We start from the raw sequence: 24125 nt of genomic DNA on the forward strand, positions 1-24125 counted from the left end.
AAGAAATTATGAAAAATGTTGTATAAAAAATTGGTTTTTCAAAATGATGTCCTTTAATGCCTCTATAAATACGATCAGTTAGCTAGTAGCAACGGAGGCTGTAATGGCAGGCGAAAATAACCAAAACAACCAAAATGAAGATCTAAATGACGCGGTAGAACAAACGGACACGAACGACGCGGGTACGCCCTCCCAACAGCAGAATCAACAAAATCAACAAAATACGATTGCGTCGACAATAGCGACGGGTGCTGAAAATACGGATGCGGCAGACGAAGTTAACCAGGCTTTAGACGACAATCCGAGTGGTGCAGGTAATGCTGAAGATGCCTCGGCCTCTGGTGCGGCTGTGCAAGAAGAGACGCCAGAAAGTAGTAGTGATTCACAGGCAGCTCAATCCAATGTGGTAGATAGTGTTGCTTCTGAAGGAGGAAGCGCTGAAGGTACATCGGGAAGTGGTGGTGAGGGTTCTGGTGCAGGTGCACAAGCTGTAGGTGGCGGTGGTGCTGCCGGATCTGAAGGGGGAGTTGATGCAGAAGGTAATCAAGCCCAAGGTCAAGCAGTACAAACTTCAGCAGCATCAAGTTCTTCAACAGACTCTGAAGGGTCACAAGGTGGTGATAATCTAGATTCGGAAACCGCAGAAGAAACGTTTGCAGTCGATGTTCAGGACCAAAGTGGTGAAGTAACAAATCAAGTAGAAGATGATTTTGATTCTGAAACGACGAGTGAAACTTTCCAAATCAATGTAGAAAGTGAAAATGATGCGCCAGAAGCAGAACAAGATCTGGCTTACATCATGGATGAAGATGGCTCCATAACATTCACTCAAGAACAATTACTCGAATACGCAAGTGATGTAGATGGGGATGAACTTGTTGCTTCTAACGTTCAAGTTGGTGCTGATGCAACAGTTCAAGACAATGGTGATGGTACTTTCACCGTCGTTCCTTCAGCTGACTTTAATGGTGAACTTGACCTTACTTTCGACATCAGTGACGGCCAAGAAACGATTAGCAGCGCAATTGATTTAACGGTACGTCCGATTAATGACGCGCCTGTTCCTGAAGATAAAACGTTTGAAATCGAGGAAGACGGAACTCTTGTATTCACCGACGCTGACCTTCTTTCTGGCGCTACTGACATTGAAGGCGATAACCTGACGGTTGAAGGTATCACTTATGAAGGTACTGATGGCGTACTGACTGACTTGGGTGATGGCTCATATAGCTTTGCGCCAAACGAAAACTTTAATGGCGATGTGAATTTTAGCTTCGATGTGTCAGACGGTACCGATACCGTGTCTGCAAACATTGATGTTAGCGTGACTCCGGAAAATGATCCTCCAGTTGCGGGTTCTACTTCTTACACCGTAAATGAAGATAACTCGATTACCATTTCTGATGCACAACTATTGGCAACGTCTTCAGATATTGAAGGTGATGTATCGATAGACAGCGTGACTTACTCTGGTAGTGACGGTGTCCTTGAAATCAATGGTAACGGCACTTACACCTTCTCACCAAATGAGAACTTCAGCGGTGAAATTGCACTGGATGTGGTTGTTGCTGATGAAGATGGTGCGACTGACGCGACGACTGCGGGTATCAATGTTCTTGAAGTGAACGATCCGCCGGTTGCAGGCCCAACGTCTTACACCATTGATGAAGACTCAGTACTGAACTTCAGTGAGTCTCAAGTGTTGCTTAATGCCTCAGATGTAGAAGGGGATGTTGAGCTAGTTGGTATTAGCTACGATGGCCCTGAGGGTATATTCTCAGTAAATGGTGATGGCACTTGTAGCTTCGCACCGAATGAGAACTTTAATGGCCAAGTTCAGCTTGATGTCACCATTCGTGATGAAGACGGTGCAGAAGTTGAAACCGTCATCAATGTTGACGTACTGCCAATCAATGATGCGCCAGTGTCTGGTGATTTGGCTTACAACGTTAACGAAGATGGTTCAATCACACTGAGCCAAGAGCAACTGTTATCACAAGCGTCAGATGTTGAAGGCGATGACCTGACAGCCAGCGACCTAACGGTTGGTGGTGATGCAACCGTTACTCAAAACGATGACGGTAGCTTCACGATTACGCCAGATGAGAACTTCAATGGTGACATCGATATCAACTTCGATATCTCAGATGGCACCAATACCGTTCAAGCTTCTGCAGACCTAACCGTTAACCCAGTTAACGATTTACCAGTACCACAAGACCAACAGTTCAGCGTTGAAGAAGATGGCACGTTAATCTTCACCGATGCAGACCTGTTAACAGGTGCTACCGACATTGAAGGTGACAACCTAACGGTTGAAGGTGTGACCTACGACGGTGGCGACGGTATCTTGACCGACAACGGTAACGGTACTTACACTTTCGCTCCAAATGAAAACTTCAATGGCGACGTAAACTTCGGCTTTGATGTGTCTGATGGCACCGATACGGTCTCTGCGAACATCGATGTGAGTGTTACGGCGGTTGATGATGCACCAGTGTCTGGCGACCTAGCGTACTCAATCGACGAAGACGGTTCGATTCGTCTAAGCCAAGAGCAGCTTCTATCGCAAGCGTCTGACGTAGAAGGCGATGACTTGACGGCCAGCAGCCTAACAGTCGGCGGTGATGCAACGGTTGTAGCTAACGATGACGGCAGTTTCACCATCACGCCAGATGAGAACTTCAATGGTGACATCGATATCAGCTTTGATATCTCGGATGGCACCAATACCGTTCAAGCCTCAGCTGACCTAACCGTTAACCCAGTTAATGACCTGCCAGTCCCTCAAGATCAACAGTTCAGCGTGGAAGAAGACGGCACGTTGATTTTCACCGATGCAGACCTGTTAACAGGCGCTACAGACATTGAAGGCGACAACCTTACGGTTGAAGGTGTGACCTACGACGGTGGCGACGGTATCCTTACTGATAACGGTAATGGTACGTACACCTTTGCTCCAAACGAAAACTTCAATGGCGACGTAAACTTTGGTTTTGATGTGTCAGATGGTACCGATACGGTCTCTGCCAACATCGATGTGAGTGTTACAGCGGTTGATGATGCGCCAGTGTCTGGTGACTTAGCGTACTCAATCGATGAAGACGGTTCTATCCGTTTAAGCCAAGAGCAATTGCTATCGCAAGCGTCAGATGTTGAAGGCGATGACCTGACAGCTAGCGACCTTACGGTTGGTGGAGATGCGACGGTTGTAGCTAATGATGACGGCAGCTTCACGATTACGCCAGATGAGAACTTCAATGGCGACATCGATATCAGCTTCGATATCTCAGATGGTACTAATACGGTTCAAGCATCAGCTGACCTAACCGTTAACCCAGTTAATGACCTGCCAGTACCTCAAGATCAACAGTTCAGCGTTGAAGAAGACGGCACGTTAATCTTTACTGATGCAGACCTGTTAACAGGCGCAACGGACATTGAAGGCGACAACCTAACTGTTGAAGGTGTGACCTACGATGGCGGTGACGGTATCCTTACTGATAACGGTAATGGTACTTACACCTTTGCGCCAAACGAGAACTTCAATGGTGACGTAAACTTCGGCTTCGATGTGTCAGACGGAACCGATACGGTCTCTGCGAACATCGATGTAAGTGTGACTGCGGTTGATGATGCACCAGTGTCTGGTGACCTAGCGTACTCAATCGACGAAGATGGTTCGATTCGTCTAAGCCAAGAGCAGCTGCTTTCTCAAGCATCAGATGTGGAAGGCGATGACTTGACGGCCAGCAGCCTAACGGTCGACGGTGATGCGACGGTTGTAGCTAATGATGACGGCAGCTTCACCATCACGCCAGATGAGAACTTCAATGGTGATATCGATATTAGCTTCGATATCTCAGATGGTACCAATACCGTTCAAGCATCAGCTGACCTAACGGTTAACCCAGTTAACGACCTGCCAGTCCCTCAAGATCAACAGTTCAGTGTTGAAGAAGATGGAACGCTTATCTTCACCGATGCAGACCTATTAACAGGCGCTACTGACATTGAAGGTGATAACCTAACGGTTGAAGGTGTGACCTACGATGGTGGCGACGGTATCCTTACTGACAATGGCAACGGTACGTACACCTTTGCGCCAAATGAAAACTTCAATGGTGACGTAAACTTCGGCTTCGATGTGTCAGACGGAACCGATACGGTCTCTGCGAACATCGATGTAAGTGTGACTGCCGTTGATGATGCGCCTGTGTCTGGTGACCTAGCGTACTCAATCGACGAAGATGGTTCGATTCGTCTAAGCCAAGAGCAGCTGCTTTCTCAAGCATCAGATGTGGAAGGCGATGACCTTACGGCTAGCGACCTTACGGTTGGTGGAGATGCGACGGTTGTAGCTAATGATGACGGCAGCTTCACCATCACGCCAGATGAGAACTTCAATGGTGATATCGATATTAGCTTCGATATCTCAGATGGTACCAATACGGTTCAAGCATCGGCTGACCTAACCGTTAACCCAGTTAATGACCTGCCAGTACCTCAAGACCAACAGTTCAGCGTTGAAGAAGACGGCACACTTATTTTCACTGATGCTGACCTATTAACAGGTGCGACTGATATTGAAGGCGACAACCTAACGGTTGAAGGTGTGACCTACGATGGCGGTGACGGTATTCTTACCGACAACGGTAATGGTACGTACACCTTTGCTCCGAATGAGAACTTCAATGGCGACGTAAACTTTGGCTTTGATGTATCAGATGGTACCGATACAGTCTCTGCAAACATCGATGTGAGCGTTACGGCAGTTGATGATGCACCTGTGTCAGGCGACCTAGCGTACTCAATCGACGAAGACGGTTCGATTCGTCTAAGTCAAGAGCAGCTTCTATCGCAAGCTTCTGACGTAGAAGGCGATGACCTTACTGCTAGCGGCCTAACGGTTGGTGGAGATGCGACGGTTGTAGCTAATGATGACGGCAGTTTCACCATCACGCCAGATGAGAACTTCAACGGTGACATCGATATCAGTTTCGATATCTCTGATGGCACCAATACCGTTCAAGCATCGGCTGACCTAACGGTTAACCCAGTAAACGACCTACCAGTACCTCAAGATCAACAGTTCAGTATTGCAGAAGACGGTACTTTACTGTTCACAGACGCGGATCTGCTTACAGGCGCGACAGACGTTGAAGGCGATAACCTGACGGTTGAAGGTATCACTTATGAAGGTACTGATGGCGTACTGACTGACTTGGGTGAGGGCTCATACAGCTTTGCTCCAAACGAAAACTTCAATGGTGATGTTAGCTTTAGCTTCGATGTTTCAGACGGAACAGATACGGTGTCTGCAAACATTGATGTAAACGTGACTCCTGAGAACGATCCGCCAGTTGCGGGTTCAACGTCCTACACGGTGAATGAAGACAATTCGATTACCATTTCTGATGCACAACTATTGGCAACATCTTCAGATATTGAAGGTGATGTATCGATAGACAGCGTGACTTACTCTGGTAGTGACGGTGTCCTTGAAATCAATGGTAACGGCACTTACACCTTCTCGCCAAATGAGAACTTCAGCGGTGAAATTGCACTTGATGTGGTTGTTGCTGATGAAGAGGGTGCGACCGATGCAACGACCGCGGGCATCAATGTTCTTGAAGTGAACGATCCGCCGGTTGCTGGCCCAACGTCTTATACCATTGATGAAGATTCAGTGTTGACCTTCAGTGAGTCTCAAGTGTTGCTTAACGCCTCAGATGTAGAAGGGGATGTTGATCTTGTTGGTATTAGCTACGATGGCCCTGAGGGTATCTTCTCAGTAAATGGTGACGGCACTTGCAGCTTCGCTCCAAATGAGAACTTTAATGGCCAAGTTCAGCTTGATGTCACCATTCGTGATGAAGATGGTGCAGAAGTGGAAACCGTCATCAATGTTGACGTATTACCAATCAATGATGCGCCAGTGTCTGGTGATTTGGCTTACAACGTTAACGAAGATGGTTCAATCACACTGAGCCAAGATCAGCTGTTGTCTCAAGCGTCCGATGTAGAAGGCGAAGATCTAACCGCAAGTGACTTAACAGTTGGTGGTGATGCGACGGTTGTAGCTAACGATGACGGCAGTTTCACGATTACGCCAGATGAAAACTTCAACGGTGACATTGATATTCAATTCAACATCACTGACGGTACTGACACGGTTCAAGCAACCGCCGATCTTACTGTTAACCCAGTTAATGACTTGCCGGTTCCTCAAGACCAACAATTCAGTATCGCAGAAGACGGTACGCTTCAATTTACAGACGCCGACTTACTTACCGGTGCCACCGATATTGATGGCGACGACTTAACCGTTGAAGGTATTAGCTATACAGGTGGTGATGGCGTACTGACCGACCACGGTGATGGTACTTATACCTTTGCGCCAAATGAAAACTTCAATGGCGATGTGAACTTCAGTTTCGATGTGTCTGATGGCACAGAAACCGTTAGCGCTAACATTGATGTGAGTGTGACTCCTGAGAACGATCCGCCAGTTGCGGGTTCAACCTCATACATGGTCAATGAAGACAATGCCATCACAATTTCTGATGAACAGTTGCTAGCTAACTCTTCGGATATTGAAGGTGCGGTGTCGGTTGATACTGTGACTTACAGTGGCACTGATGGTGTGTTCCAAGATAACGGCGATGGCAGCTATACCTTCCTTCCTAATGAAAACTTCAGCGGTGATATCAGCCTTGATGTGATTGTTGCAGATGAAGAAGGTGCAATTGATGAAACCACAGCAGGTATTACCGTTCTTGAAGTGAACGATCCACCAGTTGCGGGTCCAACGTCATACACCATTGACGAAGATTCGGTTCTGACGTTCAGTGAATCTCAGATTCTTGTGAATGCTTCGGATATCGAAGGCGATGTAGAACTTGTTGGCATTAACTACGATGGCTCTGACGGTATCTTCACTGTAAATGGTGATGGTACATGCAGCTTTGCACCCAACGAAAACTTCAATGGTCAGGTTCAACTGGGTGTGACCATTCAAGATGAAGATGGCGCAACGGTTGAAACACACATTAACGTTGATGTATTGCCAATCAATGATGCGCCAGTATCGGGCGATTTGGCTTACACCATCAATGAAGATAGCTCCATCACGCTAAGCCAAGAGCAATTGCTAGCAAGAGCAGGTGATATCGATAGCGATAACTTAGAAGCTATCAATCTATCTACTGATGAAAATGCGACCATCCAACACAATGATGATGGCAGCTACACCATCACACCGAACGCAGATTACAACGGTGACCTAGATCTGAACTTCGATATCATCGATAACGATGGTGGTTCAGTTCAAGTTGGCCTAGACATTACCGTGAATCCGGTTAATGACTTGCCACAAGCGCAAGATCAACAGTTCACGATTGAAGAAGACGGTACGTTACTCTTCACCGATGCAGACCTGCTTGCAGGCGCGTCGGATATTGATGGTGATGAACTGTCGATTGAAAACGTGCTCTACACAGGTGCAGATGGTGTTCTTAGCGATAATGGCGACGGCACATACAGCTTTGCTCCAAACGAGAACTTCAATGGTGATGTTCAATTCTCATTCGATGTCTCTGACGGTACTGATTCAACATCAGCTGTTATTGATGTCAGCGTAACGCCTGAGAATGATCCACCGGTAGCGGGCTCGACATCTTACACAGTTCAAGAAGATGGGCAAATCACGATCAGTGATGAGCAACTATTGGCAAACTCTTCCGATGTAGAAGGCGATGTTTCACTGTCTGGAGTATCGTACTCCGGTGATGACGGCTCATTTGTTGATAATGGCAATGGTACTTACACCTTTACGCCAAATGAAAACTTCGATGGTGATATTTCACTAGACGTTGTTGTCGTTGACGAAGACGGTGCAACCGCAACCACAACCGCTGGCATCGATGTTATCGCTGTGAATGACGGACCTGAAACTTCGGGCATTCAGGCTGAAGTCGATGAAGATAATTCAATCACCATTACTCAAGAGCAGTTACTCGCTAATGCGACCGATGTTGAAGGTGATGAGTTAACGGCATCTAACCTACAAACCAACGATCCAGATGCGACAATTGTTACTAATGACGATGGTTCATTCACTATTACGCACACAGAAAACTTCAATGGCGAGTTGGACTTCACATACAGCATCAGTGATGGTGAGAATGAAGTTCTGACGACACTCGACTTGACGGTTAACCCTGTCAACGATGCGCCAGAAGCGGGCGATGAAATCTTCATCCAAGCGCAAGAAGACCAAACAGTTGGTGTGACACTTCGTGAAGAACCAGCACTACGTTTAGACCAAGCGCCAGAAAACGGCATCATTGAAGCAAATGTGAATGACGAATGGGTGGTACTGGAAGTAGGACAAGAAGTTCCTGCAGATACCGAAGTGCGCTTTGTTCCAAGTGAAGATGCTCTTGCTGAAGGTACACACACCACACAAATCGGTACGTTTGACGATAACGCGAGTGTGGATGATTGGGGTACAGAAGTTGACCCTTATACGCGTGAGTTCTCAGATGGTGACTTAACGGTAACTGTTCAAAGTAACGATGACCCTCTTGGTGCCTGGAATGGCAACACCCACATTGGTCATGGTATCGGTGATACTGACCGCCAAGGCTTAAGTGGTGATGAGAAACTGACGGTTTCAGTTGAAGGTCAAGACATCAATGAAATCAGTTTCCACCTAGATGGTTTGGGTGGCTGGTTCATGGAAGAGTCTCGTCACTTTACAGAAGTAGAAATCAAAGCGTTCAATGAGGATGGCGACCTAATTGACTCGATGACTTACCACAAAGAAGACCGTGGTACTTTCGAGACAGATTACACGCTAACGGTTGATCAACCAGTGTCCTACTTTGAGCTTGGTACCGTGCAAGGTAATGGTACTTACGTCGTTCAAAACATGACAGTGTCACAAACTTGTCATGATGAAGCGGTGTTTACATCGATTGGTGTAGACGGTTCAGAGATTACTGAAACGGTTGAGTTGAATATCCATGCGGGTGACAACGAAATCGAGTTAACGGCTGATCTTCCGAATATTACTGTCGATACCGATGGTTCTGCCCAGTTTGCTTCGGTTGTGATTACCGAAGAGCAACTACTGGCGCAAGCATCTGATATTGATGGCGACGACCTTGATATTGAAAATCTAGAGCTAGTGGGTGAAAACTCAGAGCATGCAACACTCACCGATAATGGTGATGGCACTTGGACGGTAACACCGGATGAAAACTTCCATGGTGAAATCGAACTTGGTTACCAAGTTACCGATGGTGAGCTGACAGACAGCAATATCATCAATATCAATTTCGAATCAGTAAATGATGCGCCAATCGTTTCTGGCCCGATTGTTCTATCGACAGATGAAGATGAAGGTATCACGTTCAGTGCAGATGACTTGCTAGCGAACACCACAGATGTGGAAGGCGATACGCTGTCTATTTCTGACATCACTTACGGTGGTGATAACGGTGAGCTAGTTGATAACGGCGATGGTACGTTTACCTTCATGCCGAATGAAAACTTCAATGGTGAAATCGACATCGACTACAAGGTGTTTGATGGAACTGATGAAGTTGCAACGCATCTAGACCTAACGGTCGTACCAGTCAATGATGTGCCGGTTCCGGGTGAACCATTGCACACCCAAATGCTTGAAAACGGCTCCATGATCATCGAAGCGAAAGACCTATTGTCTGGTGCTACCGATGTTGATGGCGACATTCTTCATGTCGAAAACCTATTACTTGCAGACCAAACGCAAGGTACGTTAACGGATAACGGTGATAATACCTTTACCTTCGAACCTGCAGAAGACTTCTACGGTGAAGTGAATCTGACTTTCGATATCAGTGATGGCCAAGCAAGCGCACCAAGTACAGCAAGAGTTGATGTTGAAATTGTCAATGAAGGCCCAGAGGTTGGTGGTCCAATTGAAGCCGCTGTTGATGAAGATGGTTCAATCACTATCACTCAAGAGGATCTGTTAGCGAATGCGACGGATGTCGATGGCGACAACCTTGAAGCCGTTAACTTAGCGACCAACGATCCAAATGCGGTTGTTGTAGAAAACCCAGACGGTAGCTTCACTATTACACCAAGTGCAGATTTCTTTGGTGAGATTGAGTTTACTTATGATGTCACTGACGCGATCGAAACTGTTGCGGCTGACCTCAACCTAACCGTAAACCCTATCAACGATGCGCCAGACGTTCCAGACATGTCTTTCACTACGGAAGATGGTCAAGCGATTACTATTACCGAAGCTGAATTACTGGCACAAGCGACAGACGTTGAAGGTGATGAACTGTCAGTTGTGAATGTGACGAGTGCAAGCGACACGGTAGAAGTCACAGACAATGGCGATGGAACATACACATTAACACCAGAGCAGGGCTTCTTCGGTAACGTTGACTTAGCGTTTGATGTGAGCGATGGCACTGATGTGGTTGCCGCAAACATCGACCTAAAAGTTGAGTTCGTCAACGATGCGCCAGAAGCGACGCCAATGGTGGCAGATGTCGACGAAGATGGTTCAATCCTCGTTACACAAGAAATGTTGTTGGAGAACGCGAGCGACCAAGATGGCGATGAGTTGTTTGCAAGCGCGCTTGAAACTAACGATCCAAATGCCAGCATTGTAGACAATGGTGATGGCACGTACACAGTGACACCTTCTGAAAACTTCAATGGTGATATTGCATTCACTTATGAGGTGAGCGACGGTGAGCTGAGCACGTCTAATGATATGACATTGACCGTGAATCCGGTGAATGACATTCCAATTGTTGCTCCAGGCATGTATCACATTGAAGAGGATGGCAGCATCCTGTTCACTCAAGAAGATCTGTTGAGTGGTGCGATTGATATTGATGGCGATGACCTCAGTGTTACTAGCATCAATTACTCTGGCGATGAAGGCACAGTCACCGACAATGGTGACGGCACGTTCAGCTTCGTTCCTGAAGAGCATTTCAGTGGTGATCTGCAGTTCAGCTTTACTGTGACAGACGGTACGGATGAGGTTGAACAAGACCTTAACGTTCATATTGAAGCAGTCGCGGATGCGCCGGATCTTGTGATAACCGATGGCGACGGCGTTAACGTTGATGACCAGGCGATTTTGGTTGAGCCAGGCGGCATTGTTGAACTGAATATTGCAGCGGCGCTTGTCGACCAAGACTTATCTGAAACACTTACCGTAACTGTAGATGGTGTGCCAGAAGGTTCGGTTATTCAATACGATAACGAAGGCGTTCTGAATGACCAAGAGAACGGTATCACCAGTTACAACGACACTGAAATTACAGTAACGTTTGAAGGTGAAACGGCAGGTTACCAAAACGCAGCGGGTTACTACAAAGTTGACGAAGACGGCAACATCACGGGTGTTGAAGTTGTCTATGAAAATGCATCACAAGTTGGTGGCGGTGGTGACCTTGTTCCTGGGCAAGATCAGTTCAGCTTCCAAGTTGAAGAAGGTGAAAGTTTCAACCTGTTCTTGATTCCAAACGGGCATCAGCACAATGACTTTGACGCGATGCAGGAAGGTCAGTACGAGTTCCGTGCAGCGGATGGTTCGCCTGCAAACATGGATACGGTTGATCCTCAACTTGTATTTGTTGCTGCCGATGGAACTGAAACTGTAGTTCAAGGGCAGAATGGTGACGCGATATTCCATGGTGGTTCAAGCTCTCAGCTCAACCAAGATGGTATCGAACATACGCGCACAACGGTTAATGAAGACGGCGAGCTGGTTTACGGCTTTGAAGATTTGTATGGTGGCGGTGATGCTGACTATTCAGACTTCAACTTCACAATCGATGTCGGTGAAGTGAACAGCCAAATCTACAGTGGTGAAGTGACGGTTGGTCCTGATGGTACGGTGAACCTACCAACAACGGCTATCGAAAATTCACTACAAATCCAGTTACCAGAAGACTTCAACGAACAGCTTGAAGTTCATGTAACCGCAACCGCAACAGAGCTATCGAATGATGATTCTGAAACGGTCTCTCAAACCATCTACATTAACGCGACAGGCGCGCACATTGAGCACGCACCTGAAGCACTTCCTGTTGCTGCAACTGTGGAAGAAGATGGTTCTATCATCATTACGCAAGAAGACTTGTTAGCTAATGCTCGCGATTTAGATGGCGACCATCTGACGGCTCTGAATTTAGCGACCGATGATGAGAGCGTTACGATTACCGATAACGGTGATGGTACTTACACATTAACGCCAGATGCTGATTTCAATGGCGATGTTAACTTTACGTTTGATGTTTCTGATGGTGATGATGTTGTCTCTACCAATCTAGAGCTAACGGTTTCACCAGTGAACGATGGTCCAGAAGCACAAGACCAGACATTCACAGTCGGCGAAGATGGCGTGTTAACGTTCAATGACCAAGACCTATTAACAGGTGCGACGGACATTGAAGGGGACGACCTAAGTGTTGAAGGTGTAACGTACACTGGCACAGACGGTGTCCTAACCGACAATGGCGATGGCACATACAGCTTCGCGCCAAACGAAAACTTCAATGGCGATGTCAACTTCTCGTTCAATGTATCAGATGGTACCGATACGGTAACCGCTAACATTGATGTAAGCGTGACGCCAGAGAATGACCCTCCGGTTGCGGGTAGTACGTCTTACACGGTTCATGAAGACAACTCTATTACAATCAGCAACGAACAACTGCTAGCGAACTCTTCGGATATTGAAGGCGAAGTCGCAATTGATAACGTGACTTACAGTGGTAGCGACGGTGTTCTGGAAATCAACGGTGACGGTACATACACCTTCTCGCCAAACGAGAACTTTAATGGCGAAGTTAGCCTAGATGTTGTCGTGACGGATGAAGATGGCGCGACCGAAGCAACAACTGCGGGTATTACTGTCCTTGAGGTGAACGATCCGCCAGTTGCTGGCCCAACGTCATACACCATCGATGAAGATTCAGTACTGACTTTCAATGAGTCTCAAGTTCTGCTGAACGCTTCTGATATTGAAGGTGATGTTGAGCTTGTTGAGATCAACTACGATGGCCCAGACGGTATCTTCTCAATCAATGGTGACGGTACATGTAGCTTCGCTCCGAATGAAAACTTCAACGGCCAAGTGCAGTTGGATGTGACCATTCAAGATGAAGACGGCGCTCAAGTTGATACGTTTATTACGGTTGATGTATTACCAATCAACGACGTGCCAGTATCAGGCGACCTGGCATACAGTGTTGAGGAAGACGGTTCGATTACCTTGAGCCAAGAGCAGCTTCTTTCTCAAGCAAGCGATGTAGACGGAGACGACCTTACTGCTTCTAACTTGATTGTTGATGGAGACGCGACGGTTGTTGCTAACGATGACGGCAGCTTTACCATTACGCCAGATGCGAACTTCAATGGTGACATTGACCTAACGTTCGACATTAGCGACGGTACAGACACGCTCGTTGCGACGGCTGACCTAACCGTTAATCCAGTTAATGACCTTCCACAACCACAAGATCAAACGTTCAGCATTGGCGAAGACGGCATCTTGAACTTCACAGATGAAGACTTGCTAACAGGTGCTACCGATATCGATGGGGATGACCTATCGGTTGAAGGCGTGACTTACACAGGTGCCGACGGTGTTCTTACTGACAATGGCGACGGAAGCTACAGCTTTGCGCCAAACGAGAACTTCAATGGTGATGTGAACTTCAGTTTTGATGTGTCAGATGGCACGGATACGGTTCAAGCCAACATTGATGTCAGCGTGACACCAGAGAACGATCCACCGGTTGCAGGTAGCACGTCTTACACCGTTCATGAAGACAACTCAATTACCATCAGCGACGAACAGTTACTTGCTAACTCTTCTGACATTGAAGGTGATGTGGCAGTCGATAGCGTGACTTACACTGGCGCTGACGGTGTCTTTGAAGACAACGGTGACGGTACTTACACCTTCTCACCAAACGAAAACTTCAACGGCGAAGTTAGCCTTGATGTTGTCGTAACTGATGAAGAGGGCGCAACTGAAGCGACCACCGCGGGTATTACTGTACTTGAGGTGAACGATCCACCAATCGCAGGCTCAACCAGCTACTCAGTCAACGAGGACGAAGTTATCACCATCAGTTCAGAGCAACTGTTGGCAAACGCTTCTGATATCGAAGGTGAAGTGGCGATTGATAGCGTTAACTACACAGGTTCAGACGGTATCTTTACCGACAATGGTGACGGAACATTTAGCTTCGCACCAAACGCGAACTTCGATGGTGATGTAAGCCTAGATGTTGTCGTTACTGATGAAGATGGTGCAACTGTAGCGACCAACGCAAGCATTGACGTTCTGCCTGTGAACGATGCTCCGGTATCGGGCGACTTGGCGTACAGCGTGGACGAAGATGGTTCAATTACCTTGAGCCAAGAGCAATTACTTGCTCAAGCGAGTGATGTTGACGGCGATGACTTAACAGCGGCTAACCTGACCGTTGGTGGTGATGCGACCGTCACTGCAAACGATGACGGTAGCTTTACTATCACACCAGATGCGAACTTCAATGGCGACATTGATTTGAACTTCGACATTACCGATGGTGATGCGACGCTTCAAGCAACGGCTGATCTTACCGTTAACCCTGTCAATGACTTGCCAACAGTCGGTGAGCCACAGTTTGTGACTCAAGAAGACACCAGCTTTACCTTTACAGAAGAGCAACTGCTGCAAAATGCGGGCGACATTGATGGCGATAACCTATCGGTTGAAAATGTGGCTTCAGATAGCGGTACTTTGGTTGATAACGGCGACGGTACTTACACATTCGCACCGAATGAAAACTTCGACGGCAATGTGAACGTGACGTTCGACGTGAATGACGGTACCGCGACAGTACCAGCAGAAGCGACGATTGATGTTCAATCTGTGGTTGATATGCCAGAGCTGTCGATTGCTTCTGACCTAGTGATTGCTTCTGACAACTTCGAGTCTGGCTCAAACGGCTGGAATACCGGTACTGAAAGCTCACAAGGCTTCGAATCAGGTGACATGCTAGGTCGTATTGGTGGCACTGGTGGCGATGAAGCTGTCAGCAAAACTTACGACATTCCAAGTGATGTGAGCGAAGTTAATATCTCGTTCAGTTTCTACGAAATTGATTCTTGGGATGGTGAGTCATTCCAAATCTTTGTCGGCGGCGAAGAGCTTACTTCGTTAGATAACTCGGCGTTCCAAACTCAAGATGGCACTACAACGTTGTACGATTCAGCGGGCAATGAAGTCGGTGAAGTTGTTCACGGCGTGTCGCAAGGTGAAGGCTTCAGTGGTTGGAACGACCAAGCACACCAAATCAACCTAACGGTACCCGTTGAAGACGGCCAACTTGAGTTAGGCTTCGGTTCAACCTTGAACCAAGGTGTGAGTGACGAGGCGTTTGGTATCGACAACATCGAAATCACAGTGTCTGACGCGGATTACCAAATCATTGGTACTGAAGACACACCTGTACCACTTGATATTGATGCAGCTCTAACAGATACCGATGGCTCAGAAAACCTTGCTATCTTGATTGAAGACGTGCCAGAAGGCAGCTCGCTTTCTGCAGGTACCGATAACGGTGATGGCACTTGGTCATTGCAACCAGGCGAGCTAGAAGGGCTAGAGTTTATCCCTTCAGGTGACTTCAATGGTGATGTGGTTCTAACTGTGAATGCAACATCAACAGATGTTGATACCGGTACAACCGCAACAGCTACGCAAGACGTGACGATTCACATCTCACCTGCGAACGATGCTCCAGAAGTTGACGGTGATATTAGTGCCGTTACAGCCGAAGATAACAGCATCACGCTAACTCAAGAGCAGTTGCTAGAGCACGCTGTCGACATTGATGGTGATGACCTATCAGCAATCAACCTAACCACCAATGATGAAAATGCGACCGTTCAAATGAACGACGATGGCAGTTTCACCATTACACCGAGTGAAAACTTCAACGGTAATATCGAATTTAGTTACGATGTAACTGATGGGGAAGACATGGTCGCTGCTGGCCTAGACTTGACGGTAACACCTGTCAATGATGCGCCAGAGCCACAAGATCAAGCATTCACTATTGGTGAAGATGGGGTTCTTAACTTCTCTGACGCTGACCTGTTAACGGGTGCAACGGATGTTGAAGGTGATGACTTAACGGTAGAAGGTGTGACATACACAGGTGCTGATGGCGTTCTTACTGATAATGGCGACGGAAGCTACAGCTTTGCGCCAAACGAGAACTTCAATGGTGATGTGAACTTCAGCTTTGATGTGTCAGATGGCACGGATACGGTTCAAGCCAACATTGATGTGAGCGTGACGCCTGAGAACGATCCACCAGTGGCGGGTAGCACGTCTTACACTGTGCATGAAGACAACTCAATCACGATCAGTAACGAACAGCTATTAGCCAACTCTTCAGATATTGAAGGTGAGGTTGCGATTGATAGCGTGACTTACACTGGCAGTGACGGTGTGTTCGAAGACAACGGTGACGGCACTTACACCTTCTCGCCAAACGAGAACTTCAATGGTGATGTGAGCTTAGCGGTTGTTGTTACCGATGAAGAAGGGGCAACAGAAGCGACCACCGCGGGAATCACCGTACTTGAGGTGAACGATCCGCCAATCGCAGGCTCAACCAGCTACTCAGTCAACGAAGATGAAGTTATCACCATCAGTGCAGAGCAACTGTTGGCGAACTCTTCTGATATTGAAGGTGAAGTGGCGATTGATAGTGTTACTTACACAGGCGCAGACGGTATCTTTACTGACAACGGCAACGGCACATTCAGCTTTGCACCGAACGCAAACTTCGATGGCGATGTTAGCCTCGATGTAGTGGTGACAGATGAAGACGGTGCGACAGTAGCCACCAGCGCAAGTATTGATGTTCTTCCAATTAATGATCCACCAGTATCGGGTGACTTGGCATACAGCATTGATGAAGATGGTTCGATTACTCTGACTCAAGAGCAGTTGCTGTCTCAAGCATCTGATGTGGATGGCGATGATCTGACCGCAAGCAACTTAAGCGCAGGCGATAATGCAACCGTTGTTGATAATGGCGATGGCACCTTTACGGTAACGCCAGATGCGAACTTCAATGGCGATATCGACCTAAGCTTTGATATTTCGGACGGCACCGAGTCGATTGTGGCGAACGCCGATCTGACGGTAAACCCAGTCAACGACTTGCCAACGACATCTGATGTTTATGCGAACGTTGATGAAGATAATGTCATCACTATCACGCAGGAGCAGTTACTTGCGAATGCCGCTGATATTGAGGGCGATGACCTTGTCGCTTCCGACTTAACCTTAGTGGGCGACGATGCAACGATTGTCGACAATGGCGATGGCACGTTCTCAATCACTCCAAGCGAAAACTTCAATGGCTACATCGATGTTGCCTACAGCATCAGCGATGGCGACACACCAATTGCCGCTAACTTAGGCTTAACCGTTGACCCAGTTAACGACGCGCCAATTGTTTCTGCTGATGTGGCGATAACCATTGAAGAAGACGGTTCATACACCATTACTCAAGAAGAGCTCCTACAATTCGCGACTGACATCGAAGACGATGACATGACCGCAATTATCGGAGAGCAGGGCGATGAAACAACCGTAACCGGTACAGTGTTGGATGCTGAAACTGGCAATCCAATCGCAGGTGCGGATGTTACGCTAACCGACAACGCAGGTCATTCTTACACAGCGGAGACGGATCAATCTGGTAACTACTCTGTGAGCGGTCCAGTTGTTGACCAAGGTACCGTTACGATTGAACAAGAAGGCTCAATTACTAGCAGCTTCCTAGTTCCAGCAGGCGAAGATACCAATGGTGGCGTGACTGCAATATCTGAAGTCCTTGAAGAAACAGATATGCGTATCGTGGTCACATGGGGTGACAGTCCACGTGATATGGACAACCACCTATGGCTCTACGATACAGAGAATGGCAGTGAGCTAGACCATATTTACTATCGCGACATGAGCCATGATCTTGGTGAAGGTAACGTTGTTCAGCAAGATGTAGATGACACGAATGGCGGTGGTCCTGAAACCATCACTATTCCAAATTATCAAGATGCTGACATGCACTATTCAGTACACAACTACACCAGCAGAAGTTGGGATGTAGATGGTGTTGAAGATGTACAGGTTCAGGTATTTGTTGGCGATACATTGGTTGAAACCTTTAGCCCTGATTTATCTGAAAGCCCATCGGGTGACCACTGGCATGTATTTGATATCGTGAACGGCGTTATTGTTCCAAGCCAAGATGTAGGCAGCGAGAATGCGTTTGATTTACCAACGGCAGAAGAAGCGCTCGCGAATGAAAACGGCATTGATATCTCTGAATTGCTAACCGGCGAGGAAGGTGATGATTCTGGTGAAACGGGTGGTAACGAACCAAGTGTTGGAGATGTTTCCATTGAGAACGCTCTTATCACTGACAATGGTGATGGTACTTACACCATTACACCGGAAGAGAACTTCAATGGTGAATTCTCGATTAGCTACAACGTAGACGATGGCAACGGTGGGGTTACTCCAGCGGAACTAGACGTGACTGTAACAGCAGTTAACGACCTTTCTGTAATTTACGACCACGACTACACCATTAATGAAGATGGTTCGCTGACCTTTACCGATGAACAGCTACTGACTGGTGCAACGGATATTGACGGCGATGATCTTTCTGTCGAGTCGGTTAACTACGAAGGTACAGACGGTGTGTTCACGGATAACGGCGACGGTACTTATACCTTTGCTCCAAACGAGAACTTCAATGGTAATGTCGACCTAACTTACGATGTGAGTGATGGTACAGATGTTGTATCGGCGAATATTGATGTTCAAGTGGTTCCAATCAACGACGTACCGGTAGCGGGTTCTACGACTTACAGTGTTGAAGAAGACGGCAGTATCACCCTAAGCGATGCACAACTTCTAGCGAATAGCTCGGATGTTGAAGGGGAAGTGTTTGTCAGCGATGTAAGCTACAGCGGCACTGATGGTGTATTCACTGATAATGGTGATGGTACTTACACCTTTGCTCCAAACGAAAACTTTAACGGTGACATCAGTCTTGATGTCTCTGTTATGGATGAAGATGGCGCAACCGCTGAAACAACCGCAGGTATCGACGTCATTGCCGTTAATGACTTGCCAGTTGCAGGTTCAACGACCTACAGCGTTGACGAAGATAACGTGATTACCATCTCTGAAGCACAGCTTCTTGCGAACAGCTCAGACATTGAAGGTGATGTATCCGTTAGCGACGTTTCCTACTCAGGCGCAGACGGTATCTTTACTGACAATGGTGATGGTACTTACAGCTTCGCACCAAATGAAAACTTCAACGGCAATGTCAGCCTAGATGTCACCGTTGCTGATGAAGAGGGTGCAACGGCTGAAACCACTGCGGGTATTGAAGTTATCGCGGTTAACGACGCGCCAGTGTCAGGTGACTTGGCTTACTCAGTGGATGAAGATGGTTCAATCACATTAAGCCAAGAGCAGCTGCTTGCTCAAGCATCGGATGTGGACGGCGATGATCTTACCGCTGCCAACCTAACCGCCGGTGATAACGCGACCGTTACGGCAAACGATGATGGTTCATTTACCATTACCCCGGATGCTGACTTTAATGGCGATATTGACCTAAGCTTCGACCTTTCTGATGGTACTGAAACGGTTGTTGCAACGGCTGACCTTACTGTGAATCCAGTGAATGACATCGCAGTTGTAGAAGATGTCGCTTACACCATTGAAGAAGACGGTTCGCTTACCTTTACGGACGAGCAACTGCTAGCAGGTGCTTCTGATATTGATGGTGATGAGCTTTCAGTTGCCGACGTGTCTTACACTAGCGCAGAGGGTGTGTTTACCGACAATGGCGATGGAACCTACACCTTTGCACCGAACGAGAACTTCAACGGTGACTTAAGCCTAGACTTCTCAGTATCTGACGGTACAGAGACGGTCGATGCTAACATCGACGTAACGGTAACAGACGTTAACGATGCACCAGTGGCAGGCGCAACGTCTTACCAAATGAACGAAGATGGCACCATCACATTGAGCCCTGAGCAGTTGATTGCTAATAGCTCCGATGTGGACGGTGAAGTGTCGCTTGATAGCGTGAGCTACTCAGGTGCAGACGGTATCTTGGTTCAAAATGAAGATGGGTCGGTAACGTTCGCACCAAACGAAAACTTTAACGGCGACATCAACCTTGATGTGACGGTTATTGATGACGACGGTGCAACGGCTCAGACTACCGCTGGTATTGAAGTTATTGCAGTTAACGACGCACCAGTGGCCGGAAACGTGGCTTACTCGGTTGATGAAGACGGTTCAATTACGCTATCTCAAGAGCAGTTGCTGGCTAACGCATCCGATGTTGATGGTGATGCACTAACCGCAAGCAACCTATCTGCAGGTGACAATGCGACCGTAACAGCGAACGAAGATGGTTCATTTACTATCACTCCGGATGCTGATTTCAACGGTGACATTGATTTGAGCTTCGATGTGTCAGATGGCCTTGAAACTGTTCAAGCTGGAGTCGACCTAACGGTTAACCCAGTCAATGACCTACCAACAGCAGAAGACCAAAACTTTACTGTTGAGGAAGATGGAACGCTAATCTTCACGGATGCAGACCTACTAGCAGGTGCTGCAGACATTGACGGCGATGACTTGTCTATCGTTGACGTGTCTTACACGGGCGCAGAAGGTGTGTTCACTGATAACGGTGACGGCACTTATAGCTTTGCTCCGAACGAGAACTTCAATGGCGATGTCAACCTAGGCTTCACAGTGACTGATGGCACTGAGACAGTCGATGCCAATATTGGTGTGACGGTAACGGATGTTAACGATGCGCCGGTAGCGGGTTCTACGTCTTACCAAATGAACGAAGATGGCACCATCACAATCAGTCCTGAGCAGTTAATTGCTAATAGCTCTGACGTTGATGGTGAAGTGTCACTTGAAAGCGTGACTTACTCAGGCTCTGACGGCACCTTGGTTCAAAACGATAATGGGTCTGTGACCTTCACGCCAAACGAGAACTTTAATGGTGATATCAGCCTAGATGTGGTCGTGACCGATGATGACGGTGCAACGGCAACAACAACGGCAGGTATCGAAGTTCTGGCTGTGAACGATGGACCTGAATCTGAGGATGTGAAACTAACCACAGCCGAAGACAGCACCATTCTTATCACACAAGACATGTTGTTAGCTCAAGCTACCGACATCGATAACACCGCAGACGAGCTGTCGGCTTCTGGTCTACAAATCGACCCTAGCTTGGGTGAGTTGCTAGATAACGAAGATGGTACTTGGTCATTTACACCAAACGAAAACTTCAATGGCGATGTGCCAATGACGTTTAACGTTAGCGATGGCCAAGAGACAATTTCAGTCGACGGCAACATCGATGTTACGCCAGTGAATGATGCACCTGAAGCGCCAACCATTGAGATGCAAGGCGAAGAAGATGTGGTCATGGTGATTGACCCTGCTTACATCGCGGGTCAAGTGACAGACCTTGATGGCGACGAGATCAGCATTGAGAGCATCACAGTACGAGCACCAGCGAATGCGACCTTAACTCAGCAACCAGACGGCATGTATCACTTAGTGACTACTCAAGACTTTAATGGCTTAGTAGAACTCGGTTATCAAGCTACTGACGGTGAAGAAGTGGTTGATGGCTCGCTGAATGTGGATGTCATTCCGGTTAACGACGCACCATTCAATGTCGGCAACGCAATGATGACCACAGACGAAGATGGCGCGTTCACCTTCGATGCTGGCGACTTGATGAACTTGTTCGGTGACATTGATACCGCAGACCTTGTTGTTTCTCGCATTATCACCGCAGACGGTGAAGATGGCGGAGAAGTTACAGACAACGGTGATGGTACTTGGACATTCACACCAACAGGCGACTTTGCGGGTGTTTCTGACCTACAAGTTGTCGTGAGTGACGGTGAGTTCGAAACGGTTCTCGATGTTCCTGTGTACGTACGTCCTGTCGCAGATGGCGCGGTTATTTCAACTGACCATGACGGTCCATTAGTCTTCGGCGAAGATGAAACGGGTCACTTGGGACTGAACGTTGGCCTAGTCGATGATTCAGAAACACTAAGTAACTTGGTGATGACAGGTTTCCCTGTTGGATTCGAGGTAACAGATGGTGTGAATACCGTGATGATCACCGAGCCGGGTCAATACATCGACCTGTTCGACTGGGATATCTCAAACATTCAAATGACGCCGCCTGAAGACTTCCATGGTGAGTTCTTCGTAACCGTAAGCGCAACAACGGTTGATTACGGAGATGAGCCGGAAGCGTTTGATGATGGTATCGATTCAGGTGATTTCGAAACTGTGGCGGGTGATTCCATCATCCTAACGGCGGACGACCTAATTGGTTTGGCTGAGAATGTGGATGCAGACAGCGATGATGAAGTGAAACTGGTTCATCTTGCCGACCGCAGCCAAGGTGAGATTGTCGATAATGGCGATGGCACTTGGACGTTCACACCAGCACCAGGCTTCACGGGCGAAGCAGACATTGCATACGTAGTTGATAAAGATGGCGTGCTTCATGATGAGCAAACTGGCGTAGTCGTGAAAGAAGGCGACTCGCAAGAGAATGCAGCACCAGAAGTTAACAGCATCACAACGACGGAAATCGCAGCGGATGCCACCTTGTCGTTCACTGATGAAGACATGTTAGCGAATCTGAGCGATGCAGAAGGCGACAGCTTGAGCATTGAGTCAGTAAGCTTGATGGAAGGTCAGGGCGTAATTGAGAGCGATAACCAAGGTAACTATCAATTCACTCCTGCTGAAGACTACACCGGCGATGTTCAAGTTGGGTTTATAGCGACCGATGGCGAAAATCGCATCGAAAGCTTCTTCAATGTGGATATCCAAAGTGGCGATGAAGCAGCGGCGAGCGAAGGTTATACCTTAGCTGATGATGGTTCACTAACTATCACGGATGCACAGCTGGTGGATGAGTTAGGCGTCAGTGATTCTGCACAAGTTGTTGATGTTGCAGACGCGAACGATGCTGGCTTCTTTGCCGAATCAGGTGAAGGTGAGTGGACTTACTGGCCGAACGAAGACTTCGATGGCAATTTAGCGATGAATGTTGAAGTTAACGACGGCGGTGAAGTATCAAGTCACAGCTTAAGCATCCAAGTTGAAGATGATTCAGTACAAAGTGATGAACCACAAGTCCAAGCTGCTCAAGCAACAGAAGAGCAACAAGTGGAAGTGGCTCAACAAGCTGATGACCAAGCTCAAGATGCTGAAACTGAAGGCAGCACAGCAGATGTAACCGCGGCACCGGGCGATACCATCTCTATCTCGATTCCAGATGAGGTGAGTGGTAACGAATCGGTTGATTACGCTGATATGTCTGGCTTACCTGAGGGCGCTACTGTGAACAACGCACTGGATAACGGTGATGGTAGCTTCACAATCAGTGGCAACCTAGAGCAGCCTGTATCCGTTGAACTTCCAGAAGGTTATGAAGGTACTAGCGAGATCCAATTCCAAGGTTACGACGAATTGGGTAGTTCAATAGACGGTGCTAGCGGTTCTGTTGAGGTTGAGGTCGATGATCAATACACCATGCAAGGTTCTACTCAAGAGCAGCAACCAGACATGGCGGGTATGGAATCTGGAGGCAGCGACTGGACAAGTTCAGGTGGTCAAGATCAAGGTGTTGACTTCACGGATGACTCTGGAAGCTTTGATTCAGATTCTCAAACTGGAACCGATCAAGGCAACGACTTCGACCAAAGCTCGATTTAATCGAGAGAGCTTAGTTTTAGTCTAAACCGACATTTAGTCTAAGCCAACAAGGAGATAGGGCAGCGTAAAGTTGCCCTCATTAAAGCCATGTAGAGTTATTGATACATGGCTTTTTTTAATTTTTTTGTTGTTTGTTTCGATAAATAAACTTGAGAACAGGTAAATATGTCCTTAATTATGAGAAGGGTCAGTTAGACAGGAGTGA

The 24125-nt window shown here is 47.4% G+C and carries 1 protein-coding gene; it reads left to right on the plus strand.

The genetic code is table 11. The annotated features are described in order from the left end of the window. Window positions 1-103: 103 nt before the first annotated feature. Complete coding sequence (locus AB4161_RS14475; RefSeq protein ID WP_372083522.1) at window positions 104-23920, plus strand: tandem-95 repeat protein; 23817 nt, start codon at window positions 104-106, stop codon at window positions 23918-23920. Window positions 23921-24125: the final 205 nt, after the last annotated feature.

Origin of the sequence: Vibrio sp. 10N.286.51.E5, from assembly GCF_041469125.1 — a bacterium.
GTDB classification, from domain to species: domain Bacteria; phylum Pseudomonadota; class Gammaproteobacteria; order Enterobacterales; family Vibrionaceae; genus Vibrio; species Vibrio crassostreae_C.

Coding starts and splice junctions, on each gene's coding strand:
- AB4161_RS14475 (WP_372083522.1), top strand. CDS start 104: ATGGCAGGCGAAAATAACCAAAACAACCAAAATGAAGATCTAAATGAC.